The organism is Janthinobacterium sp. GW822-FHT07H11 (genome assembly GCF_058798615.1).
Genome location: NZ_CM179507.1, coordinates 2138345 through 2154892 on the forward strand (window position 1 = coordinate 2138345; position 16548 = coordinate 2154892).

General features: G+C 64.6%; 17 protein-coding genes. 11 read left to right on the forward strand and 6 right to left on the reverse strand.

Features of this window, described 5'->3' with window-relative positions; all coding sequences use genetic code 11:
* Window positions 1-11 precede the first annotated feature (11 nt).
* Window positions 12-986, forward strand: coding sequence for a toxin-antitoxin system YwqK family antitoxin (locus AC3RCJ_RS09635; protein ID WP_492960809.1), 975 nt, complete (start codon window positions 12-14; stop codon window positions 984-986).
* Here the strand turns inward: AC3RCJ_RS09635 and AC3RCJ_RS09640 are convergent.
* Complete coding sequence (locus AC3RCJ_RS09640) at window positions 983-2305, reverse strand: chloride channel protein (protein ID WP_492960811.1); 1323 nt, start codon at window positions 2303-2305, stop codon at window positions 983-985. The two genes, AC3RCJ_RS09635 and AC3RCJ_RS09640, sit on opposite strands and share 4 nt — an antisense overlap.
* A gap of 115 nt (window positions 2306-2420) precedes the next feature.
* On the reverse strand, window positions 2421-3320 hold the full coding sequence (nhaR, locus tag AC3RCJ_RS09645) for a transcriptional activator NhaR (RefSeq protein WP_492960813.1): 900 nt from the start codon (window positions 3318-3320) through the stop codon (window positions 2421-2423).
* A 156-nt stretch (window positions 3321-3476) separates the two neighbouring features.
* On the opposite strand from nhaR, the gene AC3RCJ_RS09650 reads away from it, so the two are divergent.
* Together AC3RCJ_RS09650 and AC3RCJ_RS09655 are read left to right on the forward strand one after the other, a co-directional pair.
* Window positions 3477-4436 (forward strand): TerC family protein, encoded by a 960-nt coding sequence (locus AC3RCJ_RS09650; protein WP_492960815.1) that lies wholly within the window; start codon window positions 3477-3479, stop codon window positions 4434-4436.
* A 63-nt stretch (window positions 4437-4499) separates the two neighbouring features.
* Window positions 4500-4901 (forward strand): tellurite resistance TerB family protein, encoded by a 402-nt coding sequence (locus AC3RCJ_RS09655; RefSeq protein WP_492960817.1) that lies wholly within the window; start codon window positions 4500-4502, stop codon window positions 4899-4901.
* A 6-nt stretch (window positions 4902-4907) separates the two neighbouring features.
* Here the strand turns inward: AC3RCJ_RS09655 and AC3RCJ_RS09660 are convergent, their stop codons facing one another.
* Window positions 4908-5261 carry a YnfA family protein gene (locus AC3RCJ_RS09660; RefSeq protein ID WP_492960819.1) on the reverse strand — a complete coding sequence of 118 codons (354 nt, stop codon included), beginning with the start codon at window positions 5259-5261 and terminating at the stop codon, window positions 4908-4910.
* A gap of 89 nt (window positions 5262-5350) precedes the next feature.
* Here AC3RCJ_RS09660 and AC3RCJ_RS09665 point away from each other — a divergent pair, with 89 nt between their 5' ends.
* Window positions 5351-6619, forward strand: coding sequence for a glycerate kinase type-2 family protein (locus tag AC3RCJ_RS09665; protein ID WP_492960821.1), 1269 nt, complete (start codon window positions 5351-5353; stop codon window positions 6617-6619).
* Between the two features lie 2 nt (window positions 6620-6621).
* Here AC3RCJ_RS09665 and AC3RCJ_RS09670 read toward each other — a convergent pair whose 3' ends face one another.
* Window positions 6622-7635 carry a zinc-binding alcohol dehydrogenase family protein gene (locus AC3RCJ_RS09670; protein WP_492960823.1) on the reverse strand — a complete coding sequence of 338 codons (1014 nt, stop codon included), beginning with the start codon at window positions 7633-7635 and terminating at the stop codon, window positions 6622-6624.
* Window positions 7636-7806: 171 nt separating this feature from the next.
* On the opposite strand from AC3RCJ_RS09670, the gene AC3RCJ_RS09675 reads away from it, so the two are divergent.
* Window positions 7807-8712 (forward strand): LysR family transcriptional regulator, encoded by a 906-nt coding sequence (locus AC3RCJ_RS09675; RefSeq protein WP_492960825.1) that lies wholly within the window; start codon window positions 7807-7809, stop codon window positions 8710-8712.
* A gap of 53 nt (window positions 8713-8765) precedes the next feature.
* Here AC3RCJ_RS09675 and AC3RCJ_RS09680 read toward each other — a convergent pair whose 3' ends face one another.
* Complete coding sequence (locus tag AC3RCJ_RS09680) at window positions 8766-9143, reverse strand: c-type cytochrome (protein WP_492960827.1); 378 nt, start codon at window positions 9141-9143, stop codon at window positions 8766-8768.
* Window positions 9144-9393: 250 nt separating this feature from the next.
* On the opposite strand from AC3RCJ_RS09680, the gene AC3RCJ_RS09685 reads away from it, so the two are divergent.
* From AC3RCJ_RS09685 to AC3RCJ_RS09695, 3 genes are all read left to right on the forward strand, one after another.
* Window positions 9394-10953: a DUF1800 domain-containing protein gene (locus AC3RCJ_RS09685; RefSeq protein WP_492960829.1), complete on the forward strand. Its 1560-nt coding sequence runs from the start codon at window positions 9394-9396 to the stop codon at window positions 10951-10953.
* Window positions 10954-11094: 141 nt separating this feature from the next.
* A complete protein-coding gene (locus tag AC3RCJ_RS09690) occupies window positions 11095-12279 on the forward strand; it encodes a DUF1501 domain-containing protein (RefSeq protein ID WP_492960831.1) in 1185 nt (394 codons plus the stop codon).
* A gap of 92 nt (window positions 12280-12371) precedes the next feature.
* A complete protein-coding gene (locus tag AC3RCJ_RS09695; RefSeq protein ID WP_492960833.1) occupies window positions 12372-13496 on the forward strand; it encodes an AI-2E family transporter in 1125 nt (374 codons plus the stop codon).
* Window positions 13497-13603: 107 nt separating this feature from the next.
* On the opposite strand, the gene AC3RCJ_RS09700 is transcribed toward AC3RCJ_RS09695, so the two are convergent.
* Window positions 13604-13828 (reverse strand): hypothetical protein, encoded by a 225-nt coding sequence (locus AC3RCJ_RS09700; RefSeq protein WP_010396348.1) that lies wholly within the window; start codon window positions 13826-13828, stop codon window positions 13604-13606.
* A gap of 148 nt (window positions 13829-13976) precedes the next feature.
* On the opposite strand from AC3RCJ_RS09700, the gene AC3RCJ_RS09705 reads away from it, so the two are divergent.
* The 3 genes from AC3RCJ_RS09705 to AC3RCJ_RS09715 are packed head-to-tail and all read left to right on the forward strand — an operon-like array spanning window position 13977 to window position 16471.
* Window positions 13977-14729 carry a phosphatase PAP2 family protein gene (locus AC3RCJ_RS09705; RefSeq protein WP_492960835.1) on the forward strand — a complete coding sequence of 251 codons (753 nt, stop codon included), beginning with the start codon at window positions 13977-13979 and terminating at the stop codon, window positions 14727-14729.
* 11 nt (window positions 14730-14740) lie between these two features.
* Window positions 14741-15643: a diacylglycerol/lipid kinase family protein gene (locus tag AC3RCJ_RS09710; RefSeq protein WP_492960949.1), complete on the forward strand. Its 903-nt coding sequence runs from the start codon at window positions 14741-14743 to the stop codon at window positions 15641-15643.
* A 9-nt stretch (window positions 15644-15652) separates the two neighbouring features.
* Window positions 15653-16471: a metallophosphoesterase family protein gene (locus tag AC3RCJ_RS09715; RefSeq protein WP_492960837.1), complete on the forward strand. Its 819-nt coding sequence runs from the start codon at window positions 15653-15655 to the stop codon at window positions 16469-16471.
* The last annotated feature ends 77 nt before the right edge of the window (window positions 16472-16548 follow it).

Here is a 16548-nt window from a genome sequence, read left to right on the forward strand (position 1 = left end):
GAAAGCATGCATTGAAGACAGTCATTTCCATTTTGCTGGCTACCGTCCTGGCCGGTTCATCCCTTTCCATGGCCGCCCCGGCCCGGCCGTCCGAAGCGCCGCAAGCCGCCGCTGGCGAGTCGCCCGCCTCGCGCTATTTCGACGCGGACTACCAGCCGGCGGAGCGCGCGGCGGCCATGTACGAGCAGCGCGCGCCGCTGCGCCACGATGCGGCCCGCCAGGCCTGGCATTGGCAGCTGCACTTTGCGCAGCCGCCAGGCAAGCTGCACATGGATGCCTGGCTGCGCGGCCCGGACCCGGAGTCGCCCAGCTACGCCTACCAGCGCAGCGTGTATTTCGCCGATGGCCAGCCGGCCCTGCTGGAAGAGCGCAACGGCGAGGGCGATTTCGACGGCGTGAGCGTCGCCTGGTATGCGGACGGCACGGTAAAAAGCCGCAAGGCTTACCGCGACGGCGAATTCGAGGGTTTGCACAGCCACTACCATGCGAATGGCCAGCTGAGTCATGAACTGTCGTACCACGCGGGCCAGCCCGCCGATGGCGAATACCTGAGCTTTGACGAGCATGGCCAGATCAGCAACCACGCGCATTTTGCCGATGGCGTGCTGGCGGGCCAGGCGGAAGCGTTTCATCCGAATGGCCGGCTGGCCGAGCGCGGACCGTATCTGGACGGCCAGCGCAACGGCCTGCACCAGGCCTGGTGGCCGGACGGCCGTGAAAAGTCGCGCCTCAATTACCTGCATGGCAAGCCGCAGGGCTGGTCGCTGCTGTATTTCGCGAATGGCCAGCTGGACCAGAAAACCCTGTTCGAGGAGGGCGTCATGCTGAGCACGCAAAGCTGGCGCGACGATGGCACGCCGCTGCATGCCGCGGAGTATGTCGACGGGCGCAAGCACGGCCTGGAGCGCCGCTGGGCCGAGGACGGCACGCGCACCGTCTGCGCATGGCAGGACGGCCGCCTGCTGCGCCCCTGCAGCCATTTCTAGTTCGGCGGCGCCGGCAGCCGCTGCAGCTGCAGCTGGGCCAGCGCCCCGTACAGCGGTTCGCTGAGCACGCGCGACACGGTGCTGGCCACCACGGCGCAGGCCATCAGGCTGAGCACCATGCCGTGGCCGTCGACCATTTCCATGACAATAATGAACGCCGTCAGCGGCGCCTGCGTGGCGGCGGCCAGGAAGCCGACCATGCCCAGCGCGATCAGGGCGGGCGCGTGCGGGTAGTGCAGCAGTTGCGCAATGTCATGTCCGATGCCGGCGCCGATGGCCAAGGATGGGGCGAAGATGCCGGCCGGCACGCCCGACCACACGGTCAGCCACGTCGCCACATATTTGAAGGCCACAAAGGCCGGTGCCGCGTCGCTGGAGCCTTCGAGCATGGCGCGCGTGGCCACGGTGCCGCTGCCGAACGTGGCGCCGTGGCTGGCGATGCCGATGGCCGCCACCAGCAAACCGCAGACGGCGGCAAACAGCACGGGCCGGCCGGTTCTCCACGCGGACAGTCTGCCCAGCGGATTGCCCCGGGCGCAGGCCAATAGCAGGCGGGCAAACAGGCCGCCGGCCACGCCCGCCACCAACGTGACCAGTAAACCTGGCAGGGCCAGCGCCAGGCCGATGGGACCGGGGTGGATGATGCCGAAGTGGGTGGCGTTGCCGTGGATCGAGACGGCCATCATGCCGGCCAGCACGATGCCGGCGACGATGAGGCCGCTGTTGCGCTGCTCGGGCGAGCGCGACAGTTCTTCGATGGCAAACATGACGCCGGCCAGCGGCGTGTTGAAGGCGGCCGCGATGCCGGCCGCGCCGCCGGCCACCAGCAGCGAATGGGCGCTCACCTGCGCATGGCGCGGCAGCCAGCGTCGCGCGGCCAGCATCACGCCGGCGGCGATCTGCACGGACGGCCCTTCGCGCCCCAGCGACAATCCCCCCAGCAAGCCGCCCGCCGTCAGGACTATCTTCGCGGCGCTGAGTTTTAATGAAACAAACAGCGAGCGCTGCTCGGGCGCCACGGCCGGGTCCAGCGCGGCCATCACCTGGGGAATGCCGGAACCGGCCGCGCCCATGGCATAGCGGCGCGTCAGCCAGACGAGCAGGGCGGCGCAAGCGGGCGTCCACAGCAGGGCGAACCACCAGGCCTTGCCGTTAAAAAAGAGAAAACAGTCGAGCGCTGTTTCCGCCAGCCACGTAAAGCCGACGACGACGAGGCCCGCGACGGCAGCCATGCCGACGACGACGGCGCGCGACCACCACAGGCGCGGGTTGGCAAATTCATGCTTGAAGGCAGAGGGGATGTCGTGCAAGTGCTTCATTGCGGCAAGTCCAGGAAGGGGCGCGCAAGGCGTCGGGGAGGAGTGCCATTATATAGATGTATTTGTTCAAATGTATTTGCGGGGTTTTAATGGTGGGACGTCAGTTGTGTAACTGCTACACGAACAGCTCGTGGCGCGCGCTCTGGCTGATGGCGACGGTGGCCGGGTGGCTCAAACGGCGCTCCGTGGTGATCGCATACACTTGCTCGACGAGGCTGTCGACTCGGCCCAGCGCCACCACGCCATGCTGTTCGCACACCTGGGGCGCGATCACGGTGGGGGCGAAGAACAGGCCGGCGCCGGACTGGCCAAACGCCTGCATCATGGCGCTGTCGTCGAATTCGCCCACGATGCGCGGGTGCAGATTGTGCTCGCCCAGCCACTGCAGCAGGCGGCCGTAGATGGCGAAGTCCTCGCCCGGCAGCAGCAGCGGGGCGCCATCGAGGCAGCGGGGAAAGCCGCCTTCCAGCGTGGCGGCCAGCGCCGGCGTGCCGAACAGGGTCATGCCGCTTTCGCCCAGCAAATGGTTGTAGCCGCGCACGCTCAAGTGGGACGGCATGGGGCGGTCGGCGATGATCAGGTCCAGCCGGTGCACGGCCAGGTCCGCCAGCAGGCTGGCCAGCCGGCCTTCGCGGCAGATCATGCGCAGCGGTTCGGCCAGGCCCAGCGCCGGTTCGACCAGGCGGCAGGCGATCAGTTTCGATACGGAATCGGCGCAGCCCACGCGAAACGTCGTCGTCGCCGTGCGCGACTGGTCGCGCACGATTTCCAGCAATTCGTCGCCGGTGCTGAAGATCTCTTCCGCATGGCTGAGGATGCGCCTGCCCGTCTCCGTCAATTCCAGCTTGCGCCCGCTGCGACGGAACAGTTCCACGCCCAGGGTCTCGGCAAAGTCGCTGAGCTGGCCGGAAATCGATTGCGGCGTCAGGTGCAGCTGCTCGGCCGCGCGGGCGATGCTGCCCGTCTTGGCCACCATCCAGAAATAGCGCAAGTGCTTGAAGTTGAGCGTGGACATCGTCGATCCTTGGTTAATATATCGAGTTTTTCGATGTATTTATTCATTATATTCGATTTGTTCGATGTTTCAATTGCGCCTATGATGACTGCTCATTCATGCAAGGAGAGACACCATGTGCTGGCGTAGAGATAGAAGCAGTAGCGGAGGCCGCCGATGAACGGCCTGGAGAGCATTGCAACGGCGCCCATGTGGGCCGGCTTCATCGCCTTTGTCCTGCTGATGCTGGCGCTCGATTTGTTCGTCTTTGGCGGCAACAAGGCGCACAAGGTCAGCGTCAAGGAAGCGGCGACGTGGTCGCTCGTGTGGGTCAGCCTGGCCCTGCTGTTCAACGGCGGCCTGTGGTGGTACCTGAACGGCACGGCCGGCCCCGAGATCGCCAACCAGAAGGCGCTGGAGTTTTTCTCCGGCTACCTGATCGAGAAAGCGCTGTCGGTCGATAACGTGTTCGTGTTCCTGCTGATCTTTGGCGCCTTCCAGGTGCCGCCGCAGTACCAGCGCCGGGTCCTGGTCTACGGCGTGCTGGGCGCGATCGTCATGCGCGCCGTGATGATCATGGCCGGCGCCTGGGTGGTGAGCGAGTTCAGCTGGGTGCTGTACCTGTTCGGCGCCTTCCTGCTGGTCACGGGTTTCCGCATGCTGGTGGCGGCCGACGCCGAGCCGGACGTGGCGAACAACCCGGTGCTGCGCTTTGCCCGCCGCCACCTGCGGGTGGCCGACGGCGACCACGGCGAACGCTTTACGGTCGTCAAGGGCGGTTTGCGCTATGTCACGCCGCTGTTCCTCGTGCTGATCCTGATCGAGGTGACGGACCTGGTCTTCGCGGTCGACTCGATCCCGGCGATTTTCGCCATCACGACGGACCCGTTCATCGTCTTCACCTCGAACCTGTTCGCCATCATGGGCTTGCGGGCACTGTATTTCCTGCTGGTGGACGTGGCTGACCGCTTCCATCTGCTCAAGTATGGCCTGGCGATGGTGCTGGTGTTCATCGGCGCCAAGATGCTGGTCATGCCGTGGTTCCACGTGCCGGTCGAAGCGTCGCTGCTGGTGGTGTTCGTGCTGATCGCGGCAAGCTGCCTGGCCAGCGTGTTTGCCACCCGCGGCAAAAAGTAAGCTGTACCGCGCGCCCCGCCACGGCGGGGGCGCATTTCTCAATCAATAATGGAAAGAACAATCATGCGTACCTATGAAATGAACAGCCCCCAGGCAGCGGGCCGCATCCTGGCCCTGATGATGATCGTCGATGGCAACCTGGACAGCGCCGAACTGCAGGCCTTGCACGGCAGTAAGATCCTCGAACATATCGATTTGGCGCCCGCCGCCTTTCAACAGTTGCTGCAAGACTTGTGCGACGACATGCTGACCTCGACCGTGCATGGCGCCGTGCAGCTGGCCCATGGCGTGATCGACAGCCTGCTCGATGAAATCGATGAGCCGGACCTGCGCCGCAAGCTGCTGCAAGCCATGTGGAAGATCGCCGACGCCGACGACTGGCTGGCCGATGGCGAAGCCGTCTTGCTGGCCCGCGCCAGCGCGGCATGGTCGGCGGAAACCAACTTCCGCGCGCATGCCGCTTGAGGCGAATCAAGCTGTTTTATGCCCCATGGCGATGACGGCGGCGCCGGCCAGGGCCAGGCCCACGCCGGCGATGTCGCTCCAGGCGGGCGTGACGCCGTCCACCAGCCACAGCCAGCCCAGCGCCGTGGCGATATAGATGGCGCCATACGTGGCGTAGACGCGGCCGCTGGCGGCTGGATGCAGGGTCAGCAGCCAGACGAAGATCAAGAGGCTGAGGACGGCCGGCAACAGCAGCCAGGCGCTGCCCTTGTTGCTCAGCCACAGCATGGGCAGGTAGCAGCCCAGCAGTTCGGCCACGGCCGTGACGGCAAACAGCCCGAAGCTGCGGGCCAGGCTGGTCCATTCGATGGCGTCGTTCATGGCATTCCTGTTCGTGATCAAGCCGCCATTGTAGCCGCCGGGCGGCGCCGTCCCTGCTATGATCGGGTTCGGATACCGGAGGAGACACCATGACGACGCCCCCAGCGCCGCGCGCCTTGCTGCAAGCCATGTTCGACGCCGCCATCGCAGCGGCCCAGCCATCGCACTGCATACCGCCCCATCTGCCGCCCGCGCCCCAGGGACGCTTGATCGTCATCGGCGCCGGCAAGGCCTCGGCCGCCATGGCGCAAGCCGTGGAGCGGCACTGGCCGGGACCGCTGTCCGGGCTCGTCGTCACGCGCTACGGCTATGCCGTGCCCTGCGAGCGCATCGAAATCGTCGAAGCGTCGCACCCGGTGCCGGATGCGGCCGGCATGGCGGCGGCGCGCCGCATGCTCGACCTGGTCGCCAACTTGCAGGCGGACGACACGGTGCTGTGCCTGATCTCGGGCGGCGGCTCCTCGCTGCTGGCCCTGCCGCTGGACGGCATCAGCCTGGAAGACAAGCAAGCCTTGAACCGGGCGCTGCTGGCGTCGGGCGCCACCATCGGCGAAATGAATTGCGTGCGCCGCCATTTGTCCGCCATCAAGGGCGGGCGGCTGGCGGCCGCCTGCCATCCGGCCCAGGTGCTGACCCTGGCGATTTCCGACGTGCCTGGCGACAAGCTCGGCGATATCGCCTCCGGCCCCACGGTGGCCGACGCGACGACGTGCGAGGACGCGCTGGCCATCGTGCGCCGCCATGGCATGGACTTGCCGGACAGCATAAGAGCAATGCTGGAAAGCGGGCGCGGCGAATCCGTCAAGCCCGGCGACCCGCGCCTGGCGCGCACGCGCACGACCCTGGTCGCCACGCCGCAGATGGCGCTCGAAGCGGCGGCCGCCGTGGCGCGCGCGGCCGGCGTCACGCCGTATATCCTGGGCGACAGCCTGGAAGGCGAGGCGCGCGACGTGGGCAAGGTCATGGCCGGCATCGCGCTGCAAGCGGCGGTGCGGGGACAGCCGTTTCCCGCCCCCTGCGTGCTGCTGTCGGGCGGCGAAACGACGGTCACCGTGCGCGGCACCGGCCGCGGCGGGCGCAATGTGGAATTTTTGCTGGCGCTGGGCATCGCGCTGGAAGGACAAGCGGGCATCCACGCGCTGGCCGGCGACACGGATGGCGTCGACGGCCAGGAAGAGATCGCCGGCGCGTATCTGGCGCCCGACACCCTGCAGCGTGCCTGGGCGCTGGGCATGAAGCCCCGCGACAGCCTCGATAACAACGATGGCCACGGCTTCTTCCAGGCGCTGGGAGATTCCGTGGTGACTGGCCCGACCTTGACGAATGTCAATGATTTCCGGGCCATCCTGATTACCTGAGTTTAGAACCCTTCAAGGACGATCTTGCCTTTGGCCATGTTGCTCTCCAGCAGGGCATGCGCGCGCTTCAAATTCGCCGCATTGATCGTGCCGAAGCGCTCGGCCACGGTGGTCCTGATGACGGCCGCGTCCACCAGCCGCGCCAGTTCCTCGAGCAAAACATGCTGCTGGACCATGTCGTCCGTCTGGAACAGCGAACGGGTAAACATCAGTTCCCAGTGCAAGGACACGCTCTTGCCCTTGAACTTGCGCACGTCGATGTGCTCGGGATCGTCGATCAGGGCAAATTTTCCCTGCGGCGCGATCAGTTCGACGATTTGCTCGAAATGCTGGTCGGTCTGGTTCAGGCTGATCACATAATCGACGGGCGGCAAGCCCAGGCGCGTGATTTCCCCCGCCAGCGGCAGGCTGTGGTCGATCACGTGGTGCGCGCCCAGTTGCTTGACCCAGTCGGCCGTTTCCGCGCGCGACGCCGTGCCGATGATGGTGACGCCTGTCAACTGCCGCGCCAGCTGCACCAGTACGGAACCGACGCCGCCGGCCGCGCCGATCACGAGCAGCGACTTGCCCGTCAGGCTCTTGTCGCGGCTGAGCTGCAGGCGGTCGAACAGCAATTCCCAGGCTGTAATGGCCGTGAGCGGCAGGGCGGCGGCCGGAGCAAAGTCCAGGCTGGCCGGCATGTGGCCGACGATGCGCTCGTCGACCAGTTGAAATTCGCTGTTGCTGCCGGGGCGGTTGATGGCGCCCGCGTACCAAACCTTGTCTCCCACCTGGAACAGGGTGACGTCGGGGCCGACGGCGGTGACGACGCCGGCCGCATCCCAGCCCAGCACTTCGGGCTGGCCGTCTTTCGGCGCGCGGTTCTTGCGCACCTTGGCGTCGACGGGATTGACGGAGATGGCCTTGACGGCGACGAGCAGGTCGCGCCCCGTGGCGACGGGCACGGGCAGCTCGATGTCGAGCAGGGCGTCGGCATCGGTGATGGGCAGGCTGTGGCGGTAGGCGATGGCTTTCATGTTCTTCCTTTGCTAAAACAGTGATGGAGTCGGGTGGGGCGGATGAGGTCCGAAGGACCGTCATCCGACAACATTGTGGGCGTGGCCATATGGGTTTGACGTATCATGGCCATTTTCTCGCCAGCGAAAAAGAGGGCGCGTACCGAAACACTTTCAAGGGAATGCTGAAAATTGCTGCGACTCGATGACTTGCAGGTATTTGTGCGCACGGCCGACCGGGGCAGCTTGTCGGCGGCCGCGCGCGAGCTCGGCATTTCGCCCGCGCTGGCCAGCGCCGCCGTCAAGCGCCTGGAAGGGGAACTGGGCCTGCGCCTGCTGGCCCGCACGACCCGTTCGCTGAGCCTGACGCCGGAAGGCACGCAATACCTGGAGCACGCGCGCGAAGCCTTGCGCCTGTTGCGCGCGGGCCATGATGCTCTGCTGGCGGGCAAGGACAGTTTCGGCGGAACCTTGAAAATTGCCATGCCATCCGACCTGGGCCGCAACCTGCTGCTGGGCTGGCTGGACGAGTTCCAGTCGCGCCACCCGAAGCTGCACTACCAGCTCAGCGCCAGCGACCGGGTGGCCGACATGGTGCGCCAGCAAGTCGACGTGGCCATCCGCTATGGCCAGCAAGACGATTCGAGCATGGTCGCCATGCCGATCGCGCCCGCCAACGACAGAGTGCTGGTGGCGTCGCCCGCCTACCTGCGCGAGCATGGACCGTTGCTGGCGTTGCAAGACTTGTCGCAGCACAATTGCCTGCGCTTTGCGCTGGAAGACGGCTTGCACGACCGCTGGACTTTTTACCGCCTGCCGCAGCGCGAGCAAGTCGCGGTGCAAGTGAGCGGCAACCGCAGTGCGGACGACGCCGACCTGGTGCGCCGCTGGGCCGTGGCCGGGCTGGGCATCGCCTATAAATCGCGGCTCGACGTGGCGGGCGACGTGGCGGCCGGCCGCCTGCACGTGCTGCTGCCCGAGGTGGCGGGCGAGGCCACGCCCTTGCACCTGGTGTGCATGCACCGCACACAGCTGACCCCGTTGGTGCTGCAGTTACGCGATTTCCTGCGCGACAAGTGTGCGGATTTATTGAAATAGCATGATTGAGTGCGGATTATGCCTGCGCGAGGTGTACGCCATTGATCTCGATATCAGCGGTTTTTGAAAATCACATCGCTCATGTATTGATTCAAATCGCGAAAATCCTTTACCCGCCAGGCGTAGGGCGCGATCTTGACGCCATTCTCTTTCAAGGTCTTTGGAATCAAATCGCCATTCGGCCGCAATATGACCGAGGATACGATCACGCCCGGATAATCCTTCAGGCGTTTTTTGAAAGCGGCCGTGGTGAGATCAGGCGTGGGAGGCGTGCTTTTATTCGCCAACGGCCCTGTGCCCCTGATCTCTGCGCCATGGCATACGGCACATCGCTGTACATACAGGTTTTTTCCATTCAGATTCTCCGCGAAGGCTGACGGCGTTTGAATGAGCGATAACATTCCTGCTGCAGCGATCAATAATATTTTCATTTCTTTTTAATGTGGACGTGTTGTATGGATAATGTCTGGTTCAAGAGAAAATACGCAGCTGCCATTGCAATACGCATTTCTCTCGATAACATTTTATCTGAGATTATGCATTGCTCATGTGCCCGTACCCGCGAGAACCTGGCTAATGAGCAAGCCCGCCTGATTACAACTCGTTGCAAATGGCAATCACGCGCAGGTCCACCTGGGCGTACCCTCAGGCATTCTGCATGAAATCGCCTGAAGGAGCGCCATGACCCCGAACCGCCTGTTGCCGACGACTTTGCTGTCCCTGCTGTTGCTGGCCGGCTGCGCCGCGACGCAACCTGCCGTCCAGGCCGGGCATCGCGCGCCGGCCAGTCCCGCGCAGACCAGTCCGGCACAAGATGTCGCCATGCTTGCGCGCGTCAGCTGGGGCGTGAACGCAGGCAGCATGCGCCAGGTGCAGGCGCAAGGCTGGAACGCTTACCTGCAGGCACAGTTACATCCAGGCAAAGCCAGCCTGCCGCCCGCCGTGCAGGCGCAGATCGACGCCATGACCATCAGCCAGGTGCCGCTCGATCAGCTCGTCATGTCCGTGGAGCAAAAGCGCAAGGCATCGGCCGGCGTCATGGACGAGATGGCGAAGCAGCAGGCGCAAAAGGAGTACCAGCAGGAACTGAACCGCCTGGCGCGCGAGGCGGCCACGCGCTCCTTGCTGCTGGACGTGTATTCGACTAACCAGCTGCAGCAGCAGCTGAGCTGGTTTTGGCTCAACCATTTCAGCGTGCACCAGGGCAAGCACAACTTGCGCGCCATGGTCGGCGATTACGAGGCGAACGCCATCGCGCCGCATGCTTTGGGGAAATTTCGCGACTTGCTGGGCGCCACCGTCCACCATCCGGCCATGCTGCGCTACCTCGACAATGAAGCCAATGCCGTCAAGCGCATCAATGAAAACTATGCGCGCGAGTTGATGGAACTGCACACCCTGGGCGTCAACGGCGGCTACAGCCAGATGGACGTGCAGGAACTGGCGCGCATCCTGACCGGGGTGGGGGTGAACCTGGGGCCGGAGACGCCGAAGGTGAAACCGGCCTTGCAATCGCAATACGTGCGCCGCGGCTTGTTCGAATTCAATCCGAACCGCCACGATTACGGCGATAAACAATTCCTCGGGCAAACGGTGAAGGGCAGGGGCCTGGCCGAGCTCGATGAAGCGCTGGACCGTTTGAGCCGCAGTCCCGCCACCGCGCACTTTATCAGTGGCAAGCTGGCCCAGTATTTCGTGGGAGATAACCCTCCCGAAGCGCTGGTGGCGCGCATGGCCGCCACCTTCCGGCACAGCGACGGCATGATCGCCGACGTGCTGCAGACCATGTTTGCCAGTCCCGAGTTCAGGCAATCGCTAGGCAAGAAATTCAAGGACCCCATGCATTACGTGGTGTCGGCCGTGCGCCTCAGCTACGACGACAAACCCATCCTCAACGCCGGTCCCATGCTGAGCTGGCTCGCGCGCATGGGCCAGCCCCTGTACGGGCGCCAGACGCCGGACGGCTATCCGCTGACGGACGCTGCCTGGGCCAGCCCCGGCCAGATGACGACGCGTTTCGACATCGCCCGCACCATCGGCTCGGGCAGCGCCGGCCTGTTCAGGACGGAGGGCCCGCAGCCGCAGGAAAAAGCGGCGTTTCCCCAGCTGGCCAGCGCCCTGTATTACCAGTCGCTGCAAGCGACCTTGAGCCCCGCCACGCGCCAGGCGCTGGAGCAGGCCGCCTCGCCGCAGGAATGGAACACTTTTCTCCTGTCTTCGCCAGAAATGATGCACCGCTAAAACGCCTGCCAAAACCTGCTGCGCGTCGCGACTTGCGGCCTGCGATGCTCACTGTGCATTCGCACAGTTCCGCGTCTCGGCCACAGTTCACTGCCGCTCGCTACGGTTTTGTTCACGCGTTAAATACTGAAAGGAGTTGCCATGCACCGTCGTGACTTGTTGAAAGCCCTGGCCGCCGCGCCCCTGTTGTCGTACGCGGGCAGCTTGCTGGCCGCGCCCGCCACGGAGGCGAAGCTGCTGTTCGTCTTCCTGCGCGGCGGCTATGACGCCAGCAACCTGCTGGTGCCGCTCGGCAGCGATTTTTATTACGCATCGCGGCCGAATATCGCCATCGCGCAGCCCGGGGCGGACAATGGCGCGCTGGCCCTGAATAGCGATTGGGCCCTGCATCCGGCCTTGCGCGAGAGCATCTATCCCATGTTTAACGGCGGCGAGGCGGCCTTCATCCCGTTTGCGGGCACGACCGATTTGACGCGCAGCCATTTCGAGACGCAGGACAGCATCGAACTGGGGCAGGAAATCGGCGGCCGGCGCGATTTCCGCTCGGGTTTCCTGAACCGGCTGGCGCAAAGCCTCAATAGCAGCAAGCACGCCATTTCCTTCACGGACCAGCTGCCGCTGATCTTCCAGGGCGGCGTGCAGGTGCCGAACGTGGGGCTGCGCTCCGTGGGCAAGTCCGGCATCGATGCGCGTCAAAGCCAGCTCATCGCTGCCATGTACAAGGGCACGCCCTTGCAGCAACCGGTCAGCGCGGGCTTTGTCGTGCGCGCGGACGTGAGCCGGGAATTGACGGGCGAGATGCTGGCGGCCAACCGCAACGCCATCAGTACCAAGGGTTTTGCACTGGAAGCGCAGCGCATCGCCCGCTTGATGCAGGACAAATACAACCTCGGCTTCGTCGACGTGGGCGGCTGGGATACGCACGTGGGGCAGGGCGGCGCCAGCGGCTATCTGGCGGGGCGCTTCGATGAGCTGGGGCGGGGCCTGGCCGCGTTTTCGCAGGAAATGGGCAGCGAATGGCGCCATACCGTGGTCGTGGTGGTCAGCGAATTTGGCCGCACCTTCCGCGAAAACGGCAACCGCGGCACGGACCACGGCCACGGCAGCGTGTTCTGGGTGCTCGGTGGCGGGATCAAGGGCAAGCAGGTGGCCGGCGAGCAGGTGGCGATTTCGCAGGCGAACCTGTTCCAGAACCGCGACATGCCCGTGCTCAACGAGTACCGCGCCGTGCTGGGCGGCTTGCTGCGCCGCACCTTCGGCTTGACCCCGGCGCAACTCGAGCACGTGTTTGCCGGCGTCAAGCCGGTGGAGCTGGGCCTCGTATAAATCGGCATGCCGCCGTGTTACGCTACGCCTGCGCAACTGGCGCCTAGCTAAGCCCCATCACCGCTTCCAGCGGGGGGCATGAATGGAGTGGCATGAGCGATACCCAGCGCGACATCGTCAGCGCAGGCTTTTCCCTGGCCCTGATCGCCGTGACGGCCTTCGTCATGCAGCGTTTCTTTTTGCCGCTCGTGTGGGCCGGCATCCTGTGCGTGGCCACCTGGCCCCTGTACCTGCGCGTGCGCGCGGTGCTGGGCCAACGCACCCTCATCGCGGCGGCCGTGCTGACGCTGGCGTTCGCCTGCCTCTTCATCATCCCCGTGCTGTTCGGCGTGGCGCAGGCGGCGCGCGAAGTGCCCGTGCTGGCCAATTTCGTCGTCCATGCGAATACGGACGGCTTGCCCGCGCCGGACTGGGTGGCGCACATTCCGCTGGCCGGCAGCGCCATCGGCGACTGGTGGCAAGCCACCTTGAGCCAGCCCCATGGCCTGAGCCACTTTTTTGCGGGCAGCGCCGTGGGCGGCTTTCACTCCGCGCGCGACATGCTGAAAGTCCTCGGCGCGGACGTGTTCCACCGCCTGGTCGACTTCGGCCTGGCCTTCTTGTGCCTGTTTTTCTTCTACAAGGATGGCGAAGCGCTGACGCGCCAGATCACGGCCGTCGGCAGCCATTTCCTGCGTCCTGAACGCTGGGGCCGCTATGCGCAAAAGATTCCCACGGCCATACGCGCTACCGTCAACGGCCTGGTGCTCGTGGGCCTGGCCGAAGGCGTGCTGATCGGCATCGCCTATGCGATTGCCGGCTTGCCGTCGCCGGCCCTGTGGGCGTTCGCCACCGGTGTGTTGGCCATCATCCCGTTCGGCGCGCCGCTCGCTTACCTGTGCGCGGCCGCCGTATTGGTGTTCCAGGGCAATGTGGGCGCCGGCATCGGCGTGGCCGCCTGGGGTACCGTGGTGCTGTTCGTGGCCGACCACTTCGTGCGGCCTGGCATGATCGGCAACGCCACCCGCTTGCCCTTCCTGGCCGTGCTGTTCGGTATTCTGGGCGGCGTGGAAACCCTGGGCCTCGTGGGCCTGTTCATCGGCCCCGTCGTGATGGTGTTGTTCGTGACCTTGTGGTACGAGGCGCATGTGTTTGACAAGCTGCCGCCTGCCAACGCGCTTGCCGGCGCCGCCGCCGAAACACCTGCCAGCCCGGCCGCACCGGAGCGCATGCAGTAATGAGGGGTCGGCCAGCGTTGCCGCTGGCCGGTACTGACGCGCTCCCGGCGTGGCCGGGCGGAGCTGACTTTACAACACGGTGCGAGCACCTTGTTTTAAAGTCATTCTTAATGCGCCTTGGATAAAATGAGGAGCCAACGGCGCATCAGCAGCACTTCAACATAACCCGGCTCGATGCCCGTACCGCACTCGATCAGGGGATTGACGGTGTAGTAGCGCTTGCGGAAGTCGCGGCAGACGAGGATTTCGCGCTTGCCCATGCGGACGAGGAAAGAGCTTGGGGCGTATTCCAGGCCGAACCGTGAGCCAAAACCGCTATTCAATGTTGCCATGACAATTCCTTTGAGGGAGATGTGTTGAACGAGTCATCAGAATAGCATAACTACTGTATGAAAACACAGCTACTGTATGAATAAACAGTATTTTTTTTACTGGTGTGGTTTTTTTGATCAGCACCAGGAATATGAAAGAGAGATCAGTTTGCAAGAGAATAATGACATGGGCATGACCACGGGCTGGACCCTGAAACTGCGCCGCTTCGTCGAGGCGCGCCTGTCGCCCGAAGGCGAGCTGGGCCTGCATATGACGGTGGGCGTGGCCCTGATGCTGGTGGCCATCGTGGTCTTCCACGAGATCGCCGAAGCCGTGATGGGCATGGCCCGGATCACCGTCATCGACCTGCAGGTGGCGCAATGGTTCAACCAGCACGCCGTGCCATGGGTCACCAGCTGCCTGCTGGTCGTCACGCATCTGCATGGCGTGATCGGCGCCATCACCCTGGCCAGTCTGCTGGGCTGGTACTGGTACCGCAAGGGCGCCACCTACTGGCTGTTCACGCTGGCCATTACCATGCCGGGCGTCATGATTCTGAATCTGCTGCTAAAGTATATCTTTGTGCGCGCACGGCCCAGCTTTGACGAACCCATCCTGCAGACGGCCTTGAGCACGTACAGTTTTCCCAGTGGCCATACGGCCACCTCGACGGCCCTGTACGGCTTGCTGGCCGCCTACCTGATTTGCCAGGCGCCGGCGGGTGCGTGGGGCAGGCGCATCGCCATCGCGCTGGTCGCATTCCTGATGGCGGCGCTCGTGGGCTTCAGCCGCATCTACCTGGGCGCGCATTACCTGAGCGACGTGCTGGCGGCCATGGCGGAAAGCTATGGCTGGCTGGCCATCTGCATCGCCGGCGTGTCGACCCTGCGCCGCCGCCGGCATATCCGGCAAACCAAGTAAGGGGAACGATCCTGAGTAAAATCGCCGTCATCATCAACGCGGGCGCCGGCTGCGGCTACGCGCCCGACTGGGCGCAGCAGCTCGAAGCGCAATTCCTGGCCGTCGGCCTCGATGCCGCCATCACCCTGGCGCAAAGCGGGGCCGAGATGATCGCCACGGCCGAGCAAGCCTTGCGCGATGGGGCGCCCATCGTCGTGGCCGGGGGCGGCGACGGCACCATCAACGCCGTCGCCTCCGTCGTCGTCGGCAGCGGCACGGCGTTTGGCGTCTTGCCGCTGGGTACCTTGAACCATTTCGCCAAGGATCTGAATATTCCTTTGACGCTCGAGGCGGCGATCGCCAACGTGGCGCGGGGCGTGCGCGTGAAGGTCGACGTGGGCGAAGTCAACGGCCGCATCTTCCTGAACAATTCCAGCCTGGGCCTGTATCCCGACATCGTGCGCGACCGCGAAAAGCAGCAGCGCCGCCTGGGACGGGGCAAGTGGCTGGCCTTCAGCTGGGCCCTGGTGGCGGCCTTGCGCCGCTACCCCTTTCTCAGCGTGCAATTGAAACTCAAGGACGCCGTGCATGCGCGGCGCACGCCGTTTGTCTTCATCGGCAATAATGAGTACCAGATGGAAGGCTTGAATATCGGCGAGCGCGAACGGCTCGATTGCGGCCAGCTGAGCCTGTACGTGGCGCAGCGTCCGGGCCGCCTGGGGCTCGTGCGCCTGGCCCTGCATGCGCTGTTCGGCAAGTTGTCGCAGGCCAAGGATTTCGATGTGCTGACGGCCACCGACCTGGAGATCGCCACGCGACACCGCCGCCTGCGCGTGGCCACCGATGGCGAAGTGACCATCATGAATACGCCGCTGCGCTACCGCATCCGTCCCGCCGCGCTGGACGTGATCGTGCCCGTTCCCGCGGCCAGCTAGGAGAACGCCATGCGCACCCTCGTGCATTTGTCCGATTTGCATTTCGGCAAGGTCGATGCGGCCCTGCTGGCGCCCCTGCGCGCGCTGGTCGAACGCCTGGAACCGGACGTGGTGGTGGTCTCCGGCGACCTCACGCAGCGGGCCCGCAGCGTGCAATTCCAGCAGGCGCGGCAATTCCTCGACAGCTTGCCGGGGCCGCAGATCGTGGTGCCGGGCAACCATGACGTGCCCCTGTACAACGTCTTTTCCCGTTTTTTGACGCCGCTGGTGAAGTACCGGCGCCACGTGACGGACGATTTGTCGCCCGAATACGTGGACGAGGAAATCGCCGTGCTGGGCATCAATACGGCCCGCTCGCTGACGTTCAAGGATGGCCGCATCAGCCATGAGCAGATCGATTTCCTGCGTGAACGCCTGGGCCGCTTGCCGCCCGGTTTGACGCGCATCATCGTCACCCATCATCCATTTGACTTGCCCGAGCACTTCGACAAGGATGACCTGGTGGACCGTGCGCCGCTGGCGCTGCAAATGTTTTCCGAATGCGGCGTGGACTTATTGCTGGCGGGCCATCTGCATGCCAGCGTGGCGGGCAACACGGCCGAGCGCTACAAGATCGACGGCTACGCCGCCCTGATGGTGCAGGCGGGCACGGCCACGTCCACGCGGGGCCGGGGCGAGTCGAATTCCTTCAATGTGCTGCGCGTGGAAAACAGCTGCATCCGGGTCGAGCGCTACAGTTGGAGTGACGAGAGTGCCGAGTTTGAAAAGGTCAGCACGGAAGCGTTCGAACGCCAGGGCGGCGTGTGGGCCAGTTTGCGGCCTTTATGATGCCGGTCCAGGTGGAAAAGCGAATTGCGAGGTATTTTTGGCCTTGCTCGGCGATTGCAGAACAGGGCGGAAGGTTA

What these genes read in the sequence shown, in the direction of transcription:
- AC3RCJ_RS09665 (WP_492960821.1), top strand. Translation starts at nt 5,351, where the DNA reads ATGACGACGCCCCCAGCGCCGCGCGCCTTGCTGCAAGCCATGTTCGAC.
- AC3RCJ_RS09680 (WP_492960827.1), bottom strand. Translation starts at nt 9,143, where the DNA reads ATGAAAATATTATTGATCGCTGCAGCAGGAATGTTATCGCTCATTCAA.
- AC3RCJ_RS09640 (WP_492960811.1), bottom strand. Translation starts at nt 2,305, where the DNA reads ATGAAGCACTTGCACGACATCCCCTCTGCCTTCAAGCATGAATTTGCC.
- AC3RCJ_RS09715 (WP_492960837.1), top strand. Translation starts at nt 15,653, where the DNA reads ATGCGCACCCTCGTGCATTTGTCCGATTTGCATTTCGGCAAGGTCGAT.
- AC3RCJ_RS09700 (WP_010396348.1), bottom strand. Translation starts at nt 13,828, where the DNA reads ATGGCAACATTGAATAGCGGTTTTGGCTCACGGTTCGGCCTGGAATAC.
- AC3RCJ_RS09650 (WP_492960815.1), top strand. Translation starts at nt 3,477, where the DNA reads ATGAACGGCCTGGAGAGCATTGCAACGGCGCCCATGTGGGCCGGCTTC.
- nhaR (WP_492960813.1), bottom strand. Translation starts at nt 3,320, where the DNA reads ATGTCCACGCTCAACTTCAAGCACTTGCGCTATTTCTGGATGGTGGCC.
- AC3RCJ_RS09685 (WP_492960829.1), top strand. Translation starts at nt 9,394, where the DNA reads ATGACCCCGAACCGCCTGTTGCCGACGACTTTGCTGTCCCTGCTGTTG.
- AC3RCJ_RS09670 (WP_492960823.1), bottom strand. Translation starts at nt 7,635, where the DNA reads ATGAAAGCCATCGCCTACCGCCACAGCCTGCCCATCACCGATGCCGAC.
- AC3RCJ_RS09660 (WP_492960819.1), bottom strand. Translation starts at nt 5,261, where the DNA reads ATGAACGACGCCATCGAATGGACCAGCCTGGCCCGCAGCTTCGGGCTG.
- AC3RCJ_RS09695 (WP_492960833.1), top strand. Translation starts at nt 12,372, where the DNA reads ATGAGCGATACCCAGCGCGACATCGTCAGCGCAGGCTTTTCCCTGGCC.
- AC3RCJ_RS09690 (WP_492960831.1), top strand. Translation starts at nt 11,095, where the DNA reads ATGCACCGTCGTGACTTGTTGAAAGCCCTGGCCGCCGCGCCCCTGTTG.
- AC3RCJ_RS09655 (WP_492960817.1), top strand. Translation starts at nt 4,500, where the DNA reads ATGCGTACCTATGAAATGAACAGCCCCCAGGCAGCGGGCCGCATCCTG.